Source organism: Flavonifractor sp. AGMB03687, assembly GCF_017811815.1.
GTDB lineage: Bacteria > Bacillota > Clostridia > Oscillospirales > Oscillospiraceae > Flavonifractor.
Genome location: NZ_JADKZI010000002.1, coordinates 191,995 through 206,748, shown reverse-complemented (window position 1 = coordinate 206,748; position 14,754 = coordinate 191,995). Strand labels below are relative to the sequence as shown.

The 14,754-nt window shown below is 60.8% G+C and carries 23 protein-coding genes; 2 read left to right on the top strand and 21 right to left on the bottom strand.

The features are described from left to right. Window positions 1–9: 9 nt before the first annotated feature. The 19 genes from J9789_RS04400 to J9789_RS04310 all read right to left on the bottom strand — a co-directional run bounded on the left by J9789_RS04400 (window position 10) and on the right by J9789_RS04310 (window position 13,735). Window positions 10–2,106, bottom strand: a complete 2,097-nt coding sequence (locus J9789_RS04400) for a tape measure protein (RefSeq protein WP_209342763.1) — start codon at window positions 2,104–2,106, stop codon at window positions 10–12. A gap of 33 nt (window positions 2,107–2,139) precedes the next feature. Next, window positions 2,140–2,271, bottom strand: a complete 132-nt coding sequence (locus tag J9789_RS17250) for a hypothetical protein (protein WP_280842589.1) — start codon at window positions 2,269–2,271, stop codon at window positions 2,140–2,142. Between the two features lie 29 nt (window positions 2,272–2,300). Continuing rightward, window positions 2,301–2,720 carry a hypothetical protein gene (locus J9789_RS04395; protein ID WP_209342761.1) on the bottom strand — a complete coding sequence of 140 codons (420 nt, stop codon included), beginning with the start codon at window positions 2,718–2,720 and terminating at the stop codon, window positions 2,301–2,303. A gap of 12 nt (window positions 2,721–2,732) precedes the next feature. Further along, window positions 2,733–3,161 carry a phage tail tube protein gene (locus J9789_RS04390; protein WP_245185068.1) on the bottom strand — a complete coding sequence of 143 codons (429 nt, stop codon included), beginning with the start codon at window positions 3,159–3,161 and terminating at the stop codon, window positions 2,733–2,735. Further along, a complete protein-coding gene (locus tag J9789_RS04385; protein ID WP_209342759.1) occupies window positions 3,158–4,240 on the bottom strand; it encodes a phage tail sheath C-terminal domain-containing protein in 1,083 nt (360 codons plus the stop codon). Before J9789_RS04385 ends, J9789_RS04390 begins: the two co-directional genes overlap by 4 nt. Beyond that, window positions 4,241–4,699: a DUF6838 family protein gene (locus J9789_RS04380; protein WP_209342758.1), complete on the bottom strand. Its 459-nt coding sequence runs from the start codon at window positions 4,697–4,699 to the stop codon at window positions 4,241–4,243. Window positions 4,700–4,703: 4 nt separating this feature from the next. After that, a complete protein-coding gene (locus J9789_RS04375) occupies window positions 4,704–5,150 on the bottom strand; it encodes a hypothetical protein (RefSeq protein ID WP_209342757.1) in 447 nt (148 codons plus the stop codon). After that, a complete protein-coding gene (locus tag J9789_RS04370) occupies window positions 5,150–5,713 on the bottom strand; it encodes a hypothetical protein (protein ID WP_209342756.1) in 564 nt (187 codons plus the stop codon). Before J9789_RS04370 ends, J9789_RS04375 begins: the two co-directional genes overlap by 1 nt. Window positions 5,714–5,716: 3 nt before the next feature. Beyond that, window positions 5,717–6,025 (bottom strand): head-tail connector protein, encoded by a 309-nt coding sequence (locus J9789_RS04365; RefSeq protein WP_209342754.1) that lies wholly within the window; start codon window positions 6,023–6,025, stop codon window positions 5,717–5,719. A 2-nt stretch (window positions 6,026–6,027) separates the two neighbouring features. Next, entirely contained in the window at window positions 6,028–7,221 is a 1,194-nt protein-coding gene (locus J9789_RS04360; RefSeq protein ID WP_209342752.1) for a phage major capsid protein, read from the bottom strand. Between the two features lie 16 nt (window positions 7,222–7,237). Beyond that, window positions 7,238–7,927, bottom strand: a complete 690-nt coding sequence (locus J9789_RS04355) for a head maturation protease, ClpP-related (protein ID WP_209342750.1) — start codon at window positions 7,925–7,927, stop codon at window positions 7,238–7,240. Beyond that, window positions 7,924–9,204, bottom strand: a complete 1,281-nt coding sequence (locus tag J9789_RS04350; protein ID WP_209342747.1) for a phage portal protein — start codon at window positions 9,202–9,204, stop codon at window positions 7,924–7,926. The genes J9789_RS04355 and J9789_RS04350 overlap by 4 nt, the downstream gene beginning before the upstream one ends. Next, window positions 9,201–9,368 (bottom strand): hypothetical protein, encoded by a 168-nt coding sequence (locus tag J9789_RS04345; RefSeq protein WP_209342745.1) that lies wholly within the window; start codon window positions 9,366–9,368, stop codon window positions 9,201–9,203. The genes J9789_RS04350 and J9789_RS04345 overlap by 4 nt, the downstream gene beginning before the upstream one ends. A 9-nt stretch (window positions 9,369–9,377) precedes the next feature. After that, window positions 9,378–11,123 carry a terminase TerL endonuclease subunit gene (locus J9789_RS04340; protein WP_209342743.1) on the bottom strand — a complete coding sequence of 582 codons (1,746 nt, stop codon included), beginning with the start codon at window positions 11,121–11,123 and terminating at the stop codon, window positions 9,378–9,380. Beyond that, entirely contained in the window at window positions 11,116–11,601 is a 486-nt protein-coding gene (locus J9789_RS04335; protein WP_209342741.1) for a phage terminase small subunit P27 family, read from the bottom strand. The genes J9789_RS04340 and J9789_RS04335 overlap by 8 nt, the downstream gene beginning before the upstream one ends. Window positions 11,602–11,806: 205 nt before the next feature. After that, complete coding sequence (locus tag J9789_RS04330) at window positions 11,807–12,172, bottom strand: HNH endonuclease signature motif containing protein (protein ID WP_245185105.1); 366 nt, start codon at window positions 12,170–12,172, stop codon at window positions 11,807–11,809. Window positions 12,173–12,492: 320 nt separating this feature from the next. Beyond that, window positions 12,493–13,314, bottom strand: a complete 822-nt coding sequence (locus tag J9789_RS04320) for a hypothetical protein (RefSeq protein ID WP_209342736.1) — start codon at window positions 13,312–13,314, stop codon at window positions 12,493–12,495. Then, window positions 13,314–13,514: a hypothetical protein gene (locus J9789_RS04315; protein WP_209342730.1), complete on the bottom strand. Its 201-nt coding sequence runs from the start codon at window positions 13,512–13,514 to the stop codon at window positions 13,314–13,316. Before J9789_RS04315 ends, J9789_RS04320 begins: the two co-directional genes overlap by 1 nt. Continuing rightward, a complete protein-coding gene (locus J9789_RS04310) occupies window positions 13,511–13,735 on the bottom strand; it encodes a hypothetical protein (protein WP_209342728.1) in 225 nt (74 codons plus the stop codon). The genes J9789_RS04315 and J9789_RS04310 overlap by 4 nt, the downstream gene beginning before the upstream one ends. A gap of 67 nt (window positions 13,736–13,802) precedes the next feature. On the opposite strand from J9789_RS04310, the gene J9789_RS04305 reads away from it, so the two are divergent. Both J9789_RS04305 and J9789_RS04300 read left to right on the top strand, forming a co-directional pair. After that, a complete protein-coding gene (locus J9789_RS04305) occupies window positions 13,803–13,976 on the top strand; it encodes a hypothetical protein (protein ID WP_209342726.1) in 174 nt (57 codons plus the stop codon). 18 nt (window positions 13,977–13,994) lie between these two features. Further along, on the top strand, window positions 13,995–14,189 hold the full coding sequence (locus J9789_RS04300; protein WP_245185067.1) for a hypothetical protein: 195 nt from the start codon (window positions 13,995–13,997) through the stop codon (window positions 14,187–14,189). A 198-nt stretch (window positions 14,190–14,387) separates the two neighbouring features. On the opposite strand, the gene J9789_RS04295 is transcribed toward J9789_RS04300, so the two are convergent. Continuing rightward, the gene (locus J9789_RS04295; protein ID WP_209342724.1) at window positions 14,388–14,540 is read right to left on the bottom strand and encodes a hypothetical protein; all 153 of its coding nucleotides are present in this window, start codon (window positions 14,538–14,540) and stop codon (window positions 14,388–14,390) included. A gap of 7 nt (window positions 14,541–14,547) precedes the next feature. Beyond that, entirely contained in the window at window positions 14,548–14,754 is a 207-nt protein-coding gene (locus J9789_RS16970; RefSeq protein ID WP_245185066.1) for a hypothetical protein, read from the bottom strand.

Below are 14,754 nucleotides of genomic sequence, written 5' to 3'. Positions count from 1 at the left end.
GTCTTCCCCCTATCCATAGGCTCCGGCCAGGCTGGCCTGCCTGAGCTTGGTCAGCAGGTTGGTGGCGATGGCGTCAATGTCCGACTCCTGCCGCACCACAAAGGTGTTGCCGGAGATTACAAACCCTCCCGAGCCGCCGTTTTTGTTGTAGGTTCGGGCCTCCGTCGCAGTCAGAACCCGCTCTCCCTCATGGAGCAGGGCAGGAAAATCGTTGTAAGGCACCCGACCAAGGCCGGTGGCATAGCGATGCGCATTGATTTTCCGGATCTTGTTTTCTTCGCCGTCTGATCCAAAAGCTGACAAAACAGCTCCCGCAAGTCCTTTGGTAAAGGCCTGCTGCAGATCGTACTCCGCCCGCCACCCATCGAAGGACGCCGCCAGCTCCCGGATTGAGTCAATCAGATCCAGCTCACTCTCGTGGACCATCAGATAGGCATCACTGGACTCATAGGCCGCTGTACCCAGCGCCTCAGCCTGCTGGCGAAGGTTATCCATCGTGATGCCTGCCTCATAGCTGCCGTTTTCATAGTCGGCCGAAGCCTGGACAAATTCCCCCCGCATATCCTGGAGGGCCTGGACTTGGTCGTCGGTAAAGAGTCCTCTGGAGGTGTCCTCCCCCAGCAGCACCGCCGACAGGGCTTCTCGCGTATACTGTTCGGAGAGGTTTTCCATGTAGGCCGCATTATTTCCGGAGATGCGATTCAACTCGGCCACGGCATCTCCCAAGGCCCCGTCGTAAGCCTTCTGTTCCGCCTGAATACCGTATTTTCGGGTCTCGTTATAGCCGTTGCCTCGGGCGGCATCGATCTCGGTCATGGTATCCTCCAGGGTAGAGGTCAGGCCCTCGAAGGTCTGGGCCATGGTCTCCATGGCGCCGCCGTACATGGACTCCATGCCTGCCTGGATGATGTTTACCGCGTCTCCGCCTTTGATCTTCCCCTTGGAGATCATGTCGTAGATCTCACTCTGGGTCTTGCCGTAAGCGTCCGCAAGCATTCCGATGACATTGACGCCCCGCTCCTGGAGGATATTCAGGTACTCCAGGCTGGCCTTTCCGGAGCCCTGCATACGGCTCATGGCCTGGGCCATCATGGTCATATCCTGGGCAGTGACACCCACGGCGCTGCCGGCGTCTCCGATGGCCTCCATCAGTTCCAGCATCCGCTCCGGGCTGTCGCCGAAACCGGTGGCCAGGGCCCGGCTCATGCCGGTCAGGTCGCTGTATTCCATGGGGGTAGAGGCCGCCATCACTCGCAGGTCAGACAGATACTGACTACCCGTACCTTCCCCCAGCAGGCGGTTGAAGGCGATCCTGTCCAGCTCCCGCTGAGACGCAGTGGACGAACCGTTGGTCAAGCTCTCCTCTGCGGCCTGCTCGCCCTTCTCATAGAGCTCCTGGTAATACGCTTTAAAGGCATCATCCTGCTGCTCGTAGATCTGTGTGCCTCCGCCGATCAGTCCCACCAGACCACCCAGAGCTGCTCCAACAGCGGTACCAATGCCCGGGGCGATCATGGTCCCGATGGCGGCGCCGCTGCCGGCGCCGCCCAGAGCACTGGAGAACAGGCTGCCCGCGTCACTGCCAAAGGCAGAGCCCACCAGTGTATTAGCCAACTGGCTGGCCACATCCCCCAGCATGCTCCAGGCGCCCGCCTGTCCCAAGGCCCTCAGAATACCGCCGGATGACCCTCCTGCGGCACCTGTATTGAGGCTGCCTGAGTCCTGACGCGCCAGCCGGTCAGCCTGATTCTCCAGCTCTCGCATTGCGTTCTGGGTATCTCGGGATGCCTCTGTGGTCTCCCGCAGCACTGTACGGAGTGATTCATAGCGTTCCGTCGCTCTGGACAGCGCTTCCGCATCTGCCGCAGATCCGGTATCCCGATAGGCCTTTTCGGCCTCCTTCAGTGCTCTTTTCGCGTCAGCCAGCTCAACCTGGAGCCGCCCCTGCTGTTGAATCAGCCCGGACAGCCGAGTCTCATAGGCTTGGGCTCTCTGCCGCAGCGTCTCAAACTCCCGCCCAAGGTCGGCATTTGCGCTGCGCAGCTGCTGCAGCCGCGGGCTGTACTGGTCCCGTAAGGTTAACAGGATACTGGCTTCTCTGGACATTGGGCCCTCCTTCGTTCTTCCCCTGGGCGTGGGTCACTGGCGTACCGCTTCCATACGCTGCCGTATCTCACGGGACAGAAAGGCCCGCACCAGTGCCTTCTCCCCAGCGGACAGGGACCAGTACTGTCCGGGAGACCAATTTTTCTCCCGGAACAGCAGGTACATCACCGCCAGATCCCGGTCCCCGCCCTCGGTTAGTTTTTTTCCAATTCCTCCGCCACGGCACTTTCGGCGTCCGTGACCTCACCCTTACCCCAGGGCAATACCACCGTTTTGCGGTAGCCGCTGAGCCGTTCCACCTCGATGGATACCGCCCGGATCTCACCGGGCAGCAGCAGGGACTTGACCGCCTCTGCTGGGGTGGGGCCGTGGGCCGCCAGCAGCTCCGGTGACTTCCAGATACCGGCGGCATCCCCCGCCAGTACCGTCTGAAGCTCAGCATCCGCCATGTCCTTCAGTTCCAGGGCCTTACCATAGGGCAGGCCCTTCAGCTCCAGCACAAAGGGCTCACCATAGAGCTGGCTCAGCCGCAGCACCTCATAATTGCTCCGGGGCAGATCCTTCTGCACATCCGGCGTCTCCGGCCGAAGCAGCAGGTCCAAAATCTTACTCATCTCAGATCCTCCTTACGCAGATTCCAGGTATTTGTGGCTGGTGAAGGTGAAGGGCACCTCATCCTTCTGGACGGTCTTGCGCTCCCAGTTCACAATGGGCACCTCATCCAGACTGACCCCGTAGAGGGCCACCCGCTCGGCGCCATAGGCATCCGGGTCGTCCAGCTTGCTCACCACGGTCACCCGCTCATCCTTGCCATCCCGGATCGCGTCGGCCATCTCCCGGAACCGGCTGTACACCTTGTACAGGCCCATGGAGCCGGTGCCCTTAGAGCCCATGACCTTGCTGTCCTCCACCATCTGCCGGGGCAGATTGATGGCCTCCTTGCTGTTGGTATACTTGGCGGTGAACTTGTAGCACTCGGCCACCAGGTCGCCGTCCCACCAGAGCTCACCGAAGGTACCGGACATCACTCTCTTGGCGCTGTCGATGGTGCTCATACACCCTCACCTCCCATGTAGTAGTCCAGATCGAAGTCCTCCATGGCGTCCAGCACCACGCCGCCCATTTTGATGAAGACCCAGGAGCCGGTGTCGGCCTTCAGGATCTCCTGGTCGGTCATGCCGGAGACATCCACGCCGTTGTCCTTCAGCCACTGCTTCTGCTTGTCCAGGTTGAGCTCCACATAGCTGGAGCCGGCCTGGATGACCCCCTCCCCCTCCAGGGTCTGGAGGAAGGCGTGGATCTCACTGACCAGCAGCATCTTGTTGTCGTAGCTGTTGGCCATGCGGATGTACTTGTCCTCAATGACCGTGCGGCACTGGCTTCGGATCAGATCCAGGGCCTCCACGATCTTGATCTTCTTCAGGCTCTCGCTCATGTCTCCCGACACGGTAGTCAGGGAGTTCACCGCCCGGCCCAGCTTCACCTTCCGGCCGTCATGGATCAGGATGAGCTGGCCGCTGTCGGCGGCGGTGTCCGGATCGGCGATCTCGTCCACTGCGGTGACTTCTGCCAGAGGAGTGGAGGTGGCGGAGGACTCGATGGGGGTACCCGCCAGCACGCCGGCAATTCGGCTGCAGTAGTCTCCGCCGGTATAGCTCTTCTCTCCCACCTTGATGCCGGTAGCCACAAAGTTGACCACCGCCATGTTGTCCGCCTTGTGGTTGGGCAGCACCAGCTTGCCGATGCAATACTTCTTCCGGGCGCCATCCAGCCAGGTGACGACGGCGGTCATCTGCTCGGCCTCTACATCTGCCGGACAAGCCAGATAGTCAAAGTCACTGGAGGCCAGGGCGGCACACCCCACCTCCACCAGGTCGTCCTCGGCGCCGATCACCGACAGCAGCACCTTCTGGGGCTTGCCGTCGCCCCCCAGAAAGGCCCGGGTGATGTAGGCCTGCACCTCTGCTCCCAGGCCGCTGGGCATGTCCTCCGGGTCGGCCAGGGAATACAATCCCGCCTCCGCCCCCGTATCCCGCACGATGGCGGCCACGATGCCGTTTTTCAGCCGGTTTACTACCTCTTCCGCCGCCTTGTGGAAGGCGATGGTCAGGTTAGGCTGTCCCATACCAGCCATTTATGTCTCCTCCTTTGCTCTGATTTCAAAATCAAACTTGGCCATCAGGGCCCCCTCCGTCTCTGACAGATCCCGGTCATCATGCCAGGACAGCGTGAAGGTCAGCTCGGCGTAGTCGTTAAATACCTCGCCGGCGGCGGCGGAGATATCCAAAAACCGGTCCTCCACCTGGATAGCTCCACCGCTGTACAGCACCATGGCTTTGGTCAGCAAGTCGCTGAGCACCTCGATCTGACTGTCGTGGTAGTCGTCCACCGTCTCGAAAAAGGTCACCTTCACCTGGGCGGTGCGTTCCACGATGCGCCGGGTGGCATCCTCCATGGTCTGCTTGCCAACCTCCACCAGGAAAGAGGGCCGCTCAAAATTCTTGTGTACCAGGTTGCGGTAGCCCTTCAGCTTGGGGAAGGTCTCCCCTGTCAGCGCCTCCACCGCGTCCAGAATGGCATTGATTCTCAGCATGGTCTTATCCCTCCAGATTCTGTGCCAGCCGGAGGGCCAGATTGGCCGCCGCCTGGTCCACCACCGCTCCCATATCCGTGCCGGCATACATCCGCTTGGCGGGGACCTTGGACTTGTGGATACGAGGTGTATACCGCTTTGCTCTTCCACTGGGCGGTCTGATCTTGTGGCCCGATTCAATGGCGTTGGTAATTGCCCCAACCGCCCGACCGTGTTCATCCGCCATGTTTTCCGCCGCGTGGACCGCCACATAACCACCGCCGGATCCAAGATGGACGTGCTGCCACCGCTGCACCTTACCGGTGCCGCCGATCCTGCTCTTTACCCCTGCCAGCAGCTGTTGGCCCAGCTCAGCCAGGGCCTCCCGCTTGATCTCAGGCGTCTGGTTCATCGCCTGGGCCAGTTCCTGATCCAGCTGCTCCAGTTCTCTGATATCGATCTGCAGCGCCATCACAGATCCTCCGTCCGCACGATCTCATATTCGTTCTTGTACCGGTCCAGGGTGTGGGCCACCTGCACCTCGTAGTTGACGCCATCTACCGCCACCAGGCCGCCCCGCTGGAGCACGATCCCCTTTGGAGTCACCAGCACATAAGTCAGATGGTTGACGGAGTAGGGCTCCGGCTGGTCCCATTTGGCATACTTCTCGGTGAGCACGCCGGGGAACCTCACCCCGTCCTCTCCCTCGTCGGCATCCGCTCGGCACTCCACCAGCTCCACCAGGGCCGCCGCCACATCCAGGTGGTTGCGGTCCCGGCTGGTGATGGCGGTGAGGAACAGGTGCTGTCCCTTCCAGCGCAGGGCGTTGTGGAGGGTGAGACGCTGCCGCCGGAGCACGATGGCGGTATCCCTGGCCCCCACGCCCACCTTGCTGAAGAGGTTGGTCTTGGCGGTCTGCTCCACCTGGCCCCAGGCCCGACGGATGGCGGACCACTCCCACACTCCAGCGGAAGTCTCCCGCAGCTCCAACACCTCCAGGGGCTGGTCCAGCTTGCCTGCTCCGATGTAGGCCATGGGTCAGGCCTCCTCTCTCGGCTCGGTCAGCTTGAGCTGGGTGATAAGCCGCCGGAAAGCGGGGTTGTCCTGGATGGTCCCCGTTACCTCGGCGTCCCGCAGGTCGAAGTCCCGCAGCACCATGAAGTTGACCGCCAGATCGTACTGAGCGGCCCTGGGGGTACCCGGGGCCGGCTGGGAGATCCCAGCGCCCTCCAGGTAACCCACAGCGGCATCATACAGGGTCTCCAGGGTGAGCAGCTCCTCGGTGGTGGGCTCTTCAATGCGGCAATAGGCCAACAGCCCGGCCCGCCGCTCCTCCGTCATGGCCATAATCAGCCACCGATGGTGCCCACCACGAAGCCCTTGTCCACCACCAGGTTGCCGCCCACAAAGGCGTCACCCAGAATGGCATACATCCGCTCCACCGCCTTGACGGATTCATCCACCCGGATGGTGTAGTCACCGAACAGGCCCACCTCAAAGTTCATGGGGTCGCCATAAAGCAGCTTGGTATCCCCCACCGCCTTCACCAGGTCATAGGGCAGCACCAGGCCGCCGTCCACGATGGTACCGGAATTGGGATTGGTGGGATCGGGCGTGATCGTCAGCAGCCGACGCTTCTCGTTGGTACCCCGGAGCTGGCCCAGGGCCTTCAGGCTGGTTTTGGTCAGCAGCAGCCGGGCACCCGCACCCATGGCCTCGTCGGAGCCGTAGGCAAAATACAGGGTGTCCAGGGTATTCACATCGATAGCCGACCCCAGAGCGGCCTCAGCAAAAATATTGGACGCAGCCTTGTTCTTGGCGTTGGTAATACCGAAGAAAGTGGGGGTGCTGGGATCGTCGCCGTTGACGATGAGGTCGGCCAGCTTGCGCCGCAGCGCACGCATGGCCATGCCGAAGATCTTGTTGTAGTAGTTGGCAGGAGACAGGCGGGCGATGTTCCGGTCCACATAGCTGGTGACGCTCAGCTCATAGGGCTTGATCTCAGCCACACCGAAGGTGGGGTCGGTGGAGGTTGCCCGGGCAGTCCCGGCAGTTTCATCTACCTTTCCGCCCTTGGCGTCCAGCTCAGTGATCACATAGGGCTCCATGAAGCTGCCCATCCCGGTCATATCCACCACACGAACCCGGTCCACGATGGAGGGAACCACGTTGCCCACGGGGTCCCGGATCTCCGCCCCGGCGCCGGTGGGCTGGACGATGGTGCCGGTGGCCAGGGTGGTCTGATTGTTCAGGGCGCGGCGCACCTCATTGGCGGTGAAAGTCACATCGTCACCCCGCTGGAGTGCGGCGGCCCTCTCCTGGATCATGTCCATGGCCTCGCTGCCAGTGGGCGCGGGCGCGGTCAGCATCTGCCGGTCCTGCTCTGCCACCAGATCCTGCACCTGCTGGATCTCACTGTTTAGGTTGGTGATCTGCTCCATCAGAGACTGGTACTCGGTCTTGTTGTCCGCCTTCAGGGCGTCCTCAGCCTGCTGGAGCAGGCCGGCTCTTTTGTTGATGAGGTCGTAGAGCTTCTGCTTCATTATTCTGATCCTCCAATCAAATTCTGTGTTTTTCCAGCTCCAGACGGGCGGACAGCCGCCAATCCGGTTCAGGACGATTCTGAGACTGCTGTGCCTGCTGATAGGCCGCCCGAAGGGCATCGATGTCAGGCAGGCCAAATGCGTTGACCAAGCTACCGGGACTCATGCCCTGGGTATCCTGGCCCATGATCTCGTCCACCAACCCCCGGTCCAGGGCCTCCTGGGCGGTGAGCCAGGTCTCCGCGCTCATCATCCGCCTCAGCTGGGCCCGGTCGCTCTTACCTCCGGCCTTCAGCTCGTAGGCATTGAGGATAGCCTCCCGGGTGCTGTCCAGCATATTGAGGGAGCGCTGGTGGGCCACCCGGTCCCCGTCCGTACTGGTGCTGGGCAGATGGATCATCATCTGGGCCACCGGCGAGATGGCCACCGTGCCGCAGCCCAGGCACAGATAACTGGCCGCGCTGGCCGCCAGGCTCTGAATCTCTGCACGGGTGGGCAGGCTGCAGGCCTTCAGCACGGAATACATCTCGCTGCCGGCAAAGACCGAGCCGCCGGGGCTGTTGATCTCCAGCACCAGTTCCTCCCCATCCGGATTGTTAGCGATGGCGTCCCGCACCTGCTGGGGGGAGAATGCGGAATAGCCAAACCACTCATAGATCCACTTGTCCTCGTCTGCCGACACGATCCCGTTTAATGTCACTCTCATTGGGTCTCACCTCCTGCATTTGCGGAATTTCGGTTGACGCTGAGCTCCACCCACTTGGACAGCGGCACATAGTTGAGGGAAGCCATCCGCTCCTCTCCGCCCTCCACATCCGGCATATCTTCCAGTGCCATGATGTCGTTGACGGAAAAGGCGCCGATCTCCCGCATGGTCTTATACCAGGTGCCGCGGGCGGCATTGTCGCCCCGCAGCTCGGCCATCATGTTGATGCGCAGTTCCAGGCCTTGGCTCACCTGGGATGGAAAGAGCAACTTATAGGTCTGCTCTTCCTCATACTGGGTCACAATGGGATGGAGGGTACCTACCACATACTCGATGCCGTTCTGCTCATTGGAGTTATAGGACTGCTTACCCTCCTGGAGCTTATAAAGGGGCACACCGAAATACCTGGCAATGTCCCGGATCGCCACCTCCTGGCTCTCAATAAACTGAGCATCCCTGTTGGTCACCGAGATGGCCTTGTAGTCCAAGCCGTAGTCCAGAATGGCCAGCCGGTTGGCGTTGGTGGGGCCGGAGTGAACCCGCTCCCACTCTCGGCGCAGCAAGTCCTTCTTGCTGATCTTCTGATCCGGGTTCTTTGGGTCTTTCACCAGGCCACCCAGATCGGTATCGGTGCGCAGCACACCGGAGGGCTGCCCGCCGTTTTCGTAGTAGCTCAGATCGTGCTGCTGCCGAGCTCTGGCTGCGGCGATCACCTCTGCTGCCCGCTGAAGCACCGAGATTCCGTGAATTCCATCCCTGGATGCACCTTTGTACTGGGCCACATCGGCGTGGGATAGCGTAAACATACTGCCGGAGGCCGGATCCTGGACATTGTGCCACACATGGCCGTCAGTATCCCGCCAGGTGTAGACCAGCTCTCCCGGCAGGGGGATCAACTCGATGATCTCAGCCGTGTAGGGGTTCCGCCGGATCCAATCGTAACTGTTGCCCCGGGCCAGACGGCTGGACTCCAGCAGCTTTTTCCGCACGGATGGCGCCATGGCCTCGTTAGGCCTCACATTCAGCAGCCGCAGCAGCGGCAAGTCCACCCGCTTGCGGCTCACCCGGTCCACACAGTAGGTGGGCAGCTTGGCCATGGAATCGCTGAGTATCTCAATACACCGGTCCACGGCGGATAGTTTACGGGCATAGGTCTCGCTGGTCTCCCCTCCGCCGGACGGGTATCCGGCGGCTGTCAGAGTATCTACCGTTACCGCACCCCGCACCTGGCGGGAAGGTGACCGCGCCACGGCCCGGATGCCTTTGACAATGCTCATCCATCCTCACCTCCTCCCAGGATATCCAGCACACCGGCCGCCAGGAAGAACGCACCAGCGGCAATGCAGCCAGCAGGCAGATAGATAAGCCCCGCTCCCAGCGACACCAGCACGCCGCCCGCAGCCAAGCAGGCCCGTCCAAAACAATTCTTGATGTGTTTCAAATTTGCCTCCTACAAAGTAAAATCTGGCGATTCCAGCGCCTGGGCCAGATTCGGCTTGGTCGCTTCCCGCACCATTGCCGTGGCCATGGCGATGATCCAAGCTACCGTCATATCAATGCGGCCAATGCTGCGGTTTTTCATGGGCTTCAGATTCTCGTTGCCATCCACATGGCATCGCACATTGCCGAAGCACCACCGGGCGGCCGTGTTATGCTCATGGAACAGCTCACGGGAGCGCAGCAGCCGCTCCACCTCCTTCATGGCCGGAGACAGCTCCTTGATGGTCTGGGGGATCTCCACTACATTGACGCCCCGGTCCATGAGCCGCTGGGTGAGCGTGCGGCTGAGATAGGGGTCCACCCCCAGAGTGTCCAGGTCAAACACGCTGGCGCACCAGGCCACCGTCTCCTCGATCATAGAGAAGTCCACCATATCCCCGGGGCACAGGGTGAGAAACTCCGCCCTGGCCCAGTCTCGGTATGGTACATGGTCCCGCTGCTCGGCCTCCACAGCCCCGTCCTCCGGCCGCCAGGCCCAGAACAGAGTCACCCAGGCATCCAGCCCCTCCTGGGGCGGGAACAGCAGGGTAAGCGCCGTCAGGTCGGTTGTGGTAGACAGGTCCAGCCCGCCGAAGCACCGCTTGCCCATGAGACAGTCCCGGACGGCCTGCCGCCGATCCGTGACCTTCAGGCCCTGCCACTCCTCCCGGTTCCACTGGGTCTTGTCGTACAGTCCCAGAGGCAGCCAGCCCACTGTATGGGTGGCGATCCACTGGTTGAGCCGCAGCCACCGGAAGAGCCGCTCGGCGCTCTCACTCTGTTTGGCCGCTCTGGCTTCCCGCCGGAAGTCCCGCAGCTTCAGATTGTGCCCAAGGCCCGGGTTGCAGGCGTACCACACCGCCTCATCGTAGATGTCCAGTTCCGCGATCTTGTCCGGATCGTCACCGGTGAGGACGGAGATGCCGTACATGATGGGGCACCAGGCCGGGTCGTCGGTATCCAGCTCCCGCTCGGGCTCTCCCCGCCTCCAGGCCAGGATCCGCCGGCATTTCTCATGGATCTCCCAGCCGATGCTCTTCCGGTCCGGGTCATCGCCGGCGGTGGTGAGGACGATAACCGCCTGCTGCCGCCGGGCGGCATTGGAGCCTGCGGTGAGCACGTCCCACAGCCGTCGGTTGGGCTGGGCATGCAGCTCATCAAAGATGATGGCGCTGAAGGAGTAGCCGTGCTTGGTCTCGGCGTCGGAGGAGTACACCTTCAGTACGCCTCCATATTTGGTGTGGATCTCCCGCTTGGAGTCCACCGCCCAGGCGATGGGGTCGTGCTCCGGCTGACCCAGACAGGTGTGCTCCACCATGTACTTGGCGGCGTCATAAACCTGGGCGGCATTATCCTTGTCGGAGGAGAAGATGCCCACCTTGGGCCGCTTCTCCCCGTCCCACAGCAGGTGGTACAGCCCCAGGCCGGCGGAAAACTCCGTCTTGCCGTTTTTCTTGGGCAGCTCATCATAGAGGAAACGCCGGTACCGGCTCCAGCTGCCGTCCTCGTCCTGCTCCTGGACACCATAAAAGCTCCGAATGGCGTCCAGCTCCCAGTCCAGCAGTTGGAAGGGCTCCCCCGCCCACTCATTGGAGCCGAAGCAAAGCAGGGAGAAGAAGTCCAGCACATCCTGCACCGCCTGCTCGCTGTACCGCAGCACAGCGCCGTCGTCTGGAACGCACACCGTCACCGGCCCCAGTTGGAGCAGCTCAGGCACGGCGCATCCGCTCCTCCATCATCTGCTCAAAGGGGTTTTTCTCCTTTTTCTTGGCCCCCTCAGGCAGCACCAAACGGCACCGGCTGGTAATGGTCATGCCCATATCGTTGGCGCAGGCCCTGGCCTGCTTGAAGCAGGTGTTCTGGATCTTGGTCCACTTCTCCGCCAGGGCAGCATTCTCGGCCGCCAAGGCCTCCCCCGCCATCTTGCAGGCCTGGGCATACTGGGCCTGAGCCACTACATAGCGGCCCAGAGTATCCCGGTCCAGCTGGGCCGCCCCCATATCGGCGGCCAACAGCTCCTTGGCCAAGGCCCGGAACTCCTTCCGGTGTTCCTCCGGCAGCCACTTGGGCACCCGTATGGTCTTGGGCTTGGGCAGGTTGACTTCCTGGTCTGCCCGCCGGGCTTTTTCGTTTTTGCTCAGGTGCTTCCGGCCGTTTCCCTCCAGCACGCTCAGTTTTTGCCTGGGTCCCGGCATCTGACCGCCTCCTTTCCTCCACCGCCGGCCTAATTTCCCCGTGGGGAGAAAATCCCACACGAAGGGGGCCACACGGTCTTGCACACTTGGCCTCAAAACTTTTCCAGGGCGGGGGCGGGTCCTGGCAAGCCAGAGGCTTGCCGCGGGCGCGGGCAGGCATGACAGGCCCGCGGGCGGGCGCCCAAGTCTGCCCACTGTCTCGAGCTCAGCGCCCGGCCTTTCCCCGTCGTTTCCCCGCCTGTTCCTGGGCTGTTTTTCGATCGTGGCAGCGCTTGCACAGGCTCTGGAGATTGGCCCGGTCGATGAACCTGGCCCAGTCCCCCCGGTGGGGCTCCACATGGTCCACCACCGTGGCCCGGGTGCGGATGCCACGCTTGGCACACTCCCGGCACCATGGCTCCCGCATGAGCTGGGCGGGCCGCAGATCGTCGGTCCAGACGGACAAGCTGTACCAGCCGTGCCACTCCTCCGACGCCTTTCTGGCCGCCGGCTTGGGCTTATGCCTGTCACAGTACCCCTCCCGGGTGAGGGCGGAGCACCCAGGGTGCCTGCATGGTCGGAGCGGCTTCATGGCCACGGGCTATCACCTCCGGGCAAAACAAAAGCGCCCAAGCCACGACCCCCATATGGGCGATCATAGGCTCAGGCGCTGGTCTCTGTGGACGCTGGCTCAGGCGCTTCGATATTCACGATACTCTCCTGCCGGCAGTGCTTACACCAGATGGGCCAGTTCCTTGCCTGGCTGTCCGGCCGCACGCGGTACTGGGTTGGCCTGCCGCAGACGGGGCAGATAATACGTCTGTCCTTGTTGATCAGTTTACTCGTTTCCGGGATCCTTTTCAAGATACCTTCCTCCTTTTCTACGGCTCTGTCCGATTATTAACACTGGTTTCAAGGTTGAAAATGACTAAGCGGCGGCCGTTGCCTTCCCGCGGTATAAGACAGGCCTGGATCCGCTTCCTGATATAAGAGGTAACGAGCACCCACGAACATGGCGTACCCATATGGATTGGATTCCCCAAAGGATTCGTAGTCGACCGCACCAAATGGCGGGGCAAGAGTCATAGAGTCAGACGGGATATCCGTATATTCTACCTCATAGCTTTTGATGTTCCTGGATGCACGCCATGTGCGTTCCCCTACTTTCGGTTTGCCGAACTCTCTGGCCTCCTTGGTCATGTACTTGGCCAGTTCCCGATAATAGTGGACATCCAGCGGCTCGATACGGATATAGCCTCCTCCGTGCCAGAGGGATCTCAACTCGTCATAATCACCTGGCCCCGTCCAGTTGATCACCGCATGATGATGTAGGCGACGATCCTCCAGGTGACCATCTTCTATCAGAAAAGGGTATGCTGCCTTGCTATGAAATCCTTCGGTGACATACACATATCGCAGGTCATCAAGCCGCCTTCGCCGTACCCCGCGAAACCTGCGGATAAACTTCTGGAACTCTTTCCCCGCTGCATCCTTGTCTGCGGGCAAATGTTCGTCATCATAGGTAAAGGTAACCACGTGATCCTTTGTGCCAAAGTTGGCAGCCAGCTTGAGTTCCAACTCTCTCCAGCTGTTCTTGAGGTTCATAAATTGCTGAGCCGCGGTGGAGGCAGCCCGTTTAGCTGCCCTCACCCGCGGGCTGTCTCCTTTGGCCGGCATCGCAACCAGATAATCATAATGCACCAGCCCGGCCCGGATATGTTTCAGCCGCTTCATCAGCGCACCTCTTGGAACCGTCCCATATAGTGAGCCTTCCAGATGGACTCAGGCTGGCGAAGTGAGAGCATCTTTTCCCGCACCAGCTTGTCCATCACCCGGCCGATGCTGGGCTGGCCGTCCATCTGTGCCAGCTTCTCCAGGTTGGCAGCAGTCTGGGCCGTTACCAGTACTGATATCCGCCGCAAATTTTTTTTCATTTTCCTTCTCCCTCCTGCGTGTCCCGCTGATCAAGCAGGGCATTCAAATGATCGATGTTTGCCAGGGCCGCCTCCATATGCTCTGATGCATTGCGCAGGATGGCACAGCCATGCACGGAGCAGTTATGTTCAAATCCACAGCCCAGGCAGACCATAGATCCTGTTTCCACCTTCATGCGCTTTACCGCCCTGAGCGTTGTCAAATAGTCCATCGTGGTCAATCTTTCCACCCCCTTTTCTGCGGATATCCACATGGTCTTGGGTAAGCTATCGTTGGAGGTGATTCGTATGGAATCCACTTACAGCGATCGATACGCCAACCTGATGGAGGACCCGGCCATGGAGGCCTATTTCGTCCAACTGCCCGGCTATATCCAGGCTCAGATACGGGCCCGCAAGCATCAGCCTGCCACTCTGGAAGACCTGAAACGCATGGCCGAAGAGGTCAAGCAGCTCTTTTAACACAAAGATTGAGGTGATATGATGGCCAAGCAAGGCATGGCACGTCCTGATGTGACCCACACCCAGCCCCGCAATACGGAACCTCCCGTGCCCGAGATCCAAGGCAAAGCCAAGCACGGGAAGGAACATGCAAAGCCAATCATCCCCGGTACCTCCGGCCCCAACCTGAAGGTGTACCACCAGAAACCCTCTGCCGACCAGGAAGATCTGTAATACTGTGTGTCAAAGTACCGCCCACAACGGGGCGGTACTTTGACGCTCCGGCTCTCTGCCGGGCGCCCCACTTCTCCTACCAATACCCCGCGCAGGAACGCAGGCCTTCGGATCAGTAGGGTCCCCGGCTCACGGATGTGAAACAGAGAGAGGTCCGGGTGAGGAGCGCTCCCACCCGGCAGAGAGCCGGAGCAAATGTTACATACGGTCCAGAATCTTCATTGCCTCCTGCAGACCGCACAATATGCAATAGGCATCCCGAGCATCATCATTGGAAAAGTCATCGTCTTGGGATGCTTCCGCATCCTGATATTCGGCAATCGCCTCATCGATGCGCTCTTGCAGTTTCACCCGATATTCACTTAATCTGTCCAAGTGTAGCCCCCGCTTCCCGTCTCATTTCTGCCAGTATGCCCAGCTGGTCCTCCAGGTAATGGACCTCCATACCGGTCACCTTGGATGCCTTCTGTCGGAGCTTCTCAAAGGCGTACTCCTCATCCACCTCGGTGCGCATCTGCTCCAGCTCGTCGGTGTTCTCCTGAAGCGCCGCAAAAAACTTCTGCAT

Bases quoted from the DNA above. Each gene is read 5' to 3' on its own strand.
- J9789_RS04305 (WP_209342726.1), top strand. From the start codon at position 13,803: ATGGAATCCACTTACAGCGATCGATACGCCAACCTGATGGAGGACCCG.
- J9789_RS04365 (WP_209342754.1), bottom strand. From the start codon at position 6,025: ATGGCCATGACGGAGGAGCGGCGGGCCGGGCTGTTGGCCTATTGCCGC.
- J9789_RS04400 (WP_209342763.1), bottom strand. From the start codon at position 2,106: ATGTCCAGAGAAGCCAGTATCCTGTTAACCTTACGGGACCAGTACAGC.
- J9789_RS16970 (WP_245185066.1), bottom strand. From the start codon at position 14,754: ATGCAGAAGTTTTTTGCGGCGCTTCAGGAGAACACCGACGAGCTGGAG.
- J9789_RS17250 (WP_280842589.1), bottom strand. From the start codon at position 2,271: ATGTACCTGCTGTTCCGGGAGAAAAATTGGTCTCCCGGACAGTACTGG.
- J9789_RS04320 (WP_209342736.1), bottom strand. From the start codon at position 13,314: ATGAAGCGGCTGAAACATATCCGGGCCGGGCTGGTGCATTATGATTAT.
- J9789_RS04370 (WP_209342756.1), bottom strand. From the start codon at position 5,713: ATGGCCTACATCGGAGCAGGCAAGCTGGACCAGCCCCTGGAGGTGTTG.
- J9789_RS04375 (WP_209342757.1), bottom strand. From the start codon at position 5,150: ATGGCGCTGCAGATCGATATCAGAGAACTGGAGCAGCTGGATCAGGAA.
- J9789_RS04330 (WP_245185105.1), bottom strand. From the start codon at position 12,172: ATGAAGCCGCTCCGACCATGCAGGCACCCTGGGTGCTCCGCCCTCACC.
- J9789_RS04350 (WP_209342747.1), bottom strand. From the start codon at position 9,204: ATGAGCATTGTCAAAGGCATCCGGGCCGTGGCGCGGTCACCTTCCCGC.
- J9789_RS04335 (WP_209342741.1), bottom strand. From the start codon at position 11,601: ATGCCGGGACCCAGGCAAAAACTGAGCGTGCTGGAGGGAAACGGCCGG.
- J9789_RS04390 (WP_245185068.1), bottom strand. From the start codon at position 3,161: ATGAGCACCATCGACAGCGCCAAGAGAGTGATGTCCGGTACCTTCGGT.
- J9789_RS04300 (WP_245185067.1), top strand. From the start codon at position 13,995: ATGATGGCCAAGCAAGGCATGGCACGTCCTGATGTGACCCACACCCAG.
- J9789_RS04360 (WP_209342752.1), bottom strand. From the start codon at position 7,221: ATGAAGCAGAAGCTCTACGACCTCATCAACAAAAGAGCCGGCCTGCTC.
- J9789_RS04315 (WP_209342730.1), bottom strand. From the start codon at position 13,514: ATGAAAAAAAATTTGCGGCGGATATCAGTACTGGTAACGGCCCAGACT.
- J9789_RS04395 (WP_209342761.1), bottom strand. From the start codon at position 2,720: ATGAGTAAGATTTTGGACCTGCTGCTTCGGCCGGAGACGCCGGATGTG.
- J9789_RS04380 (WP_209342758.1), bottom strand. From the start codon at position 4,699: ATGCTGAGAATCAATGCCATTCTGGACGCGGTGGAGGCGCTGACAGGG.
- J9789_RS04385 (WP_209342759.1), bottom strand. From the start codon at position 4,240: ATGGCTGGTATGGGACAGCCTAACCTGACCATCGCCTTCCACAAGGCG.
- J9789_RS04355 (WP_209342750.1), bottom strand. From the start codon at position 7,927: ATGAGAGTGACATTAAACGGGATCGTGTCGGCAGACGAGGACAAGTGG.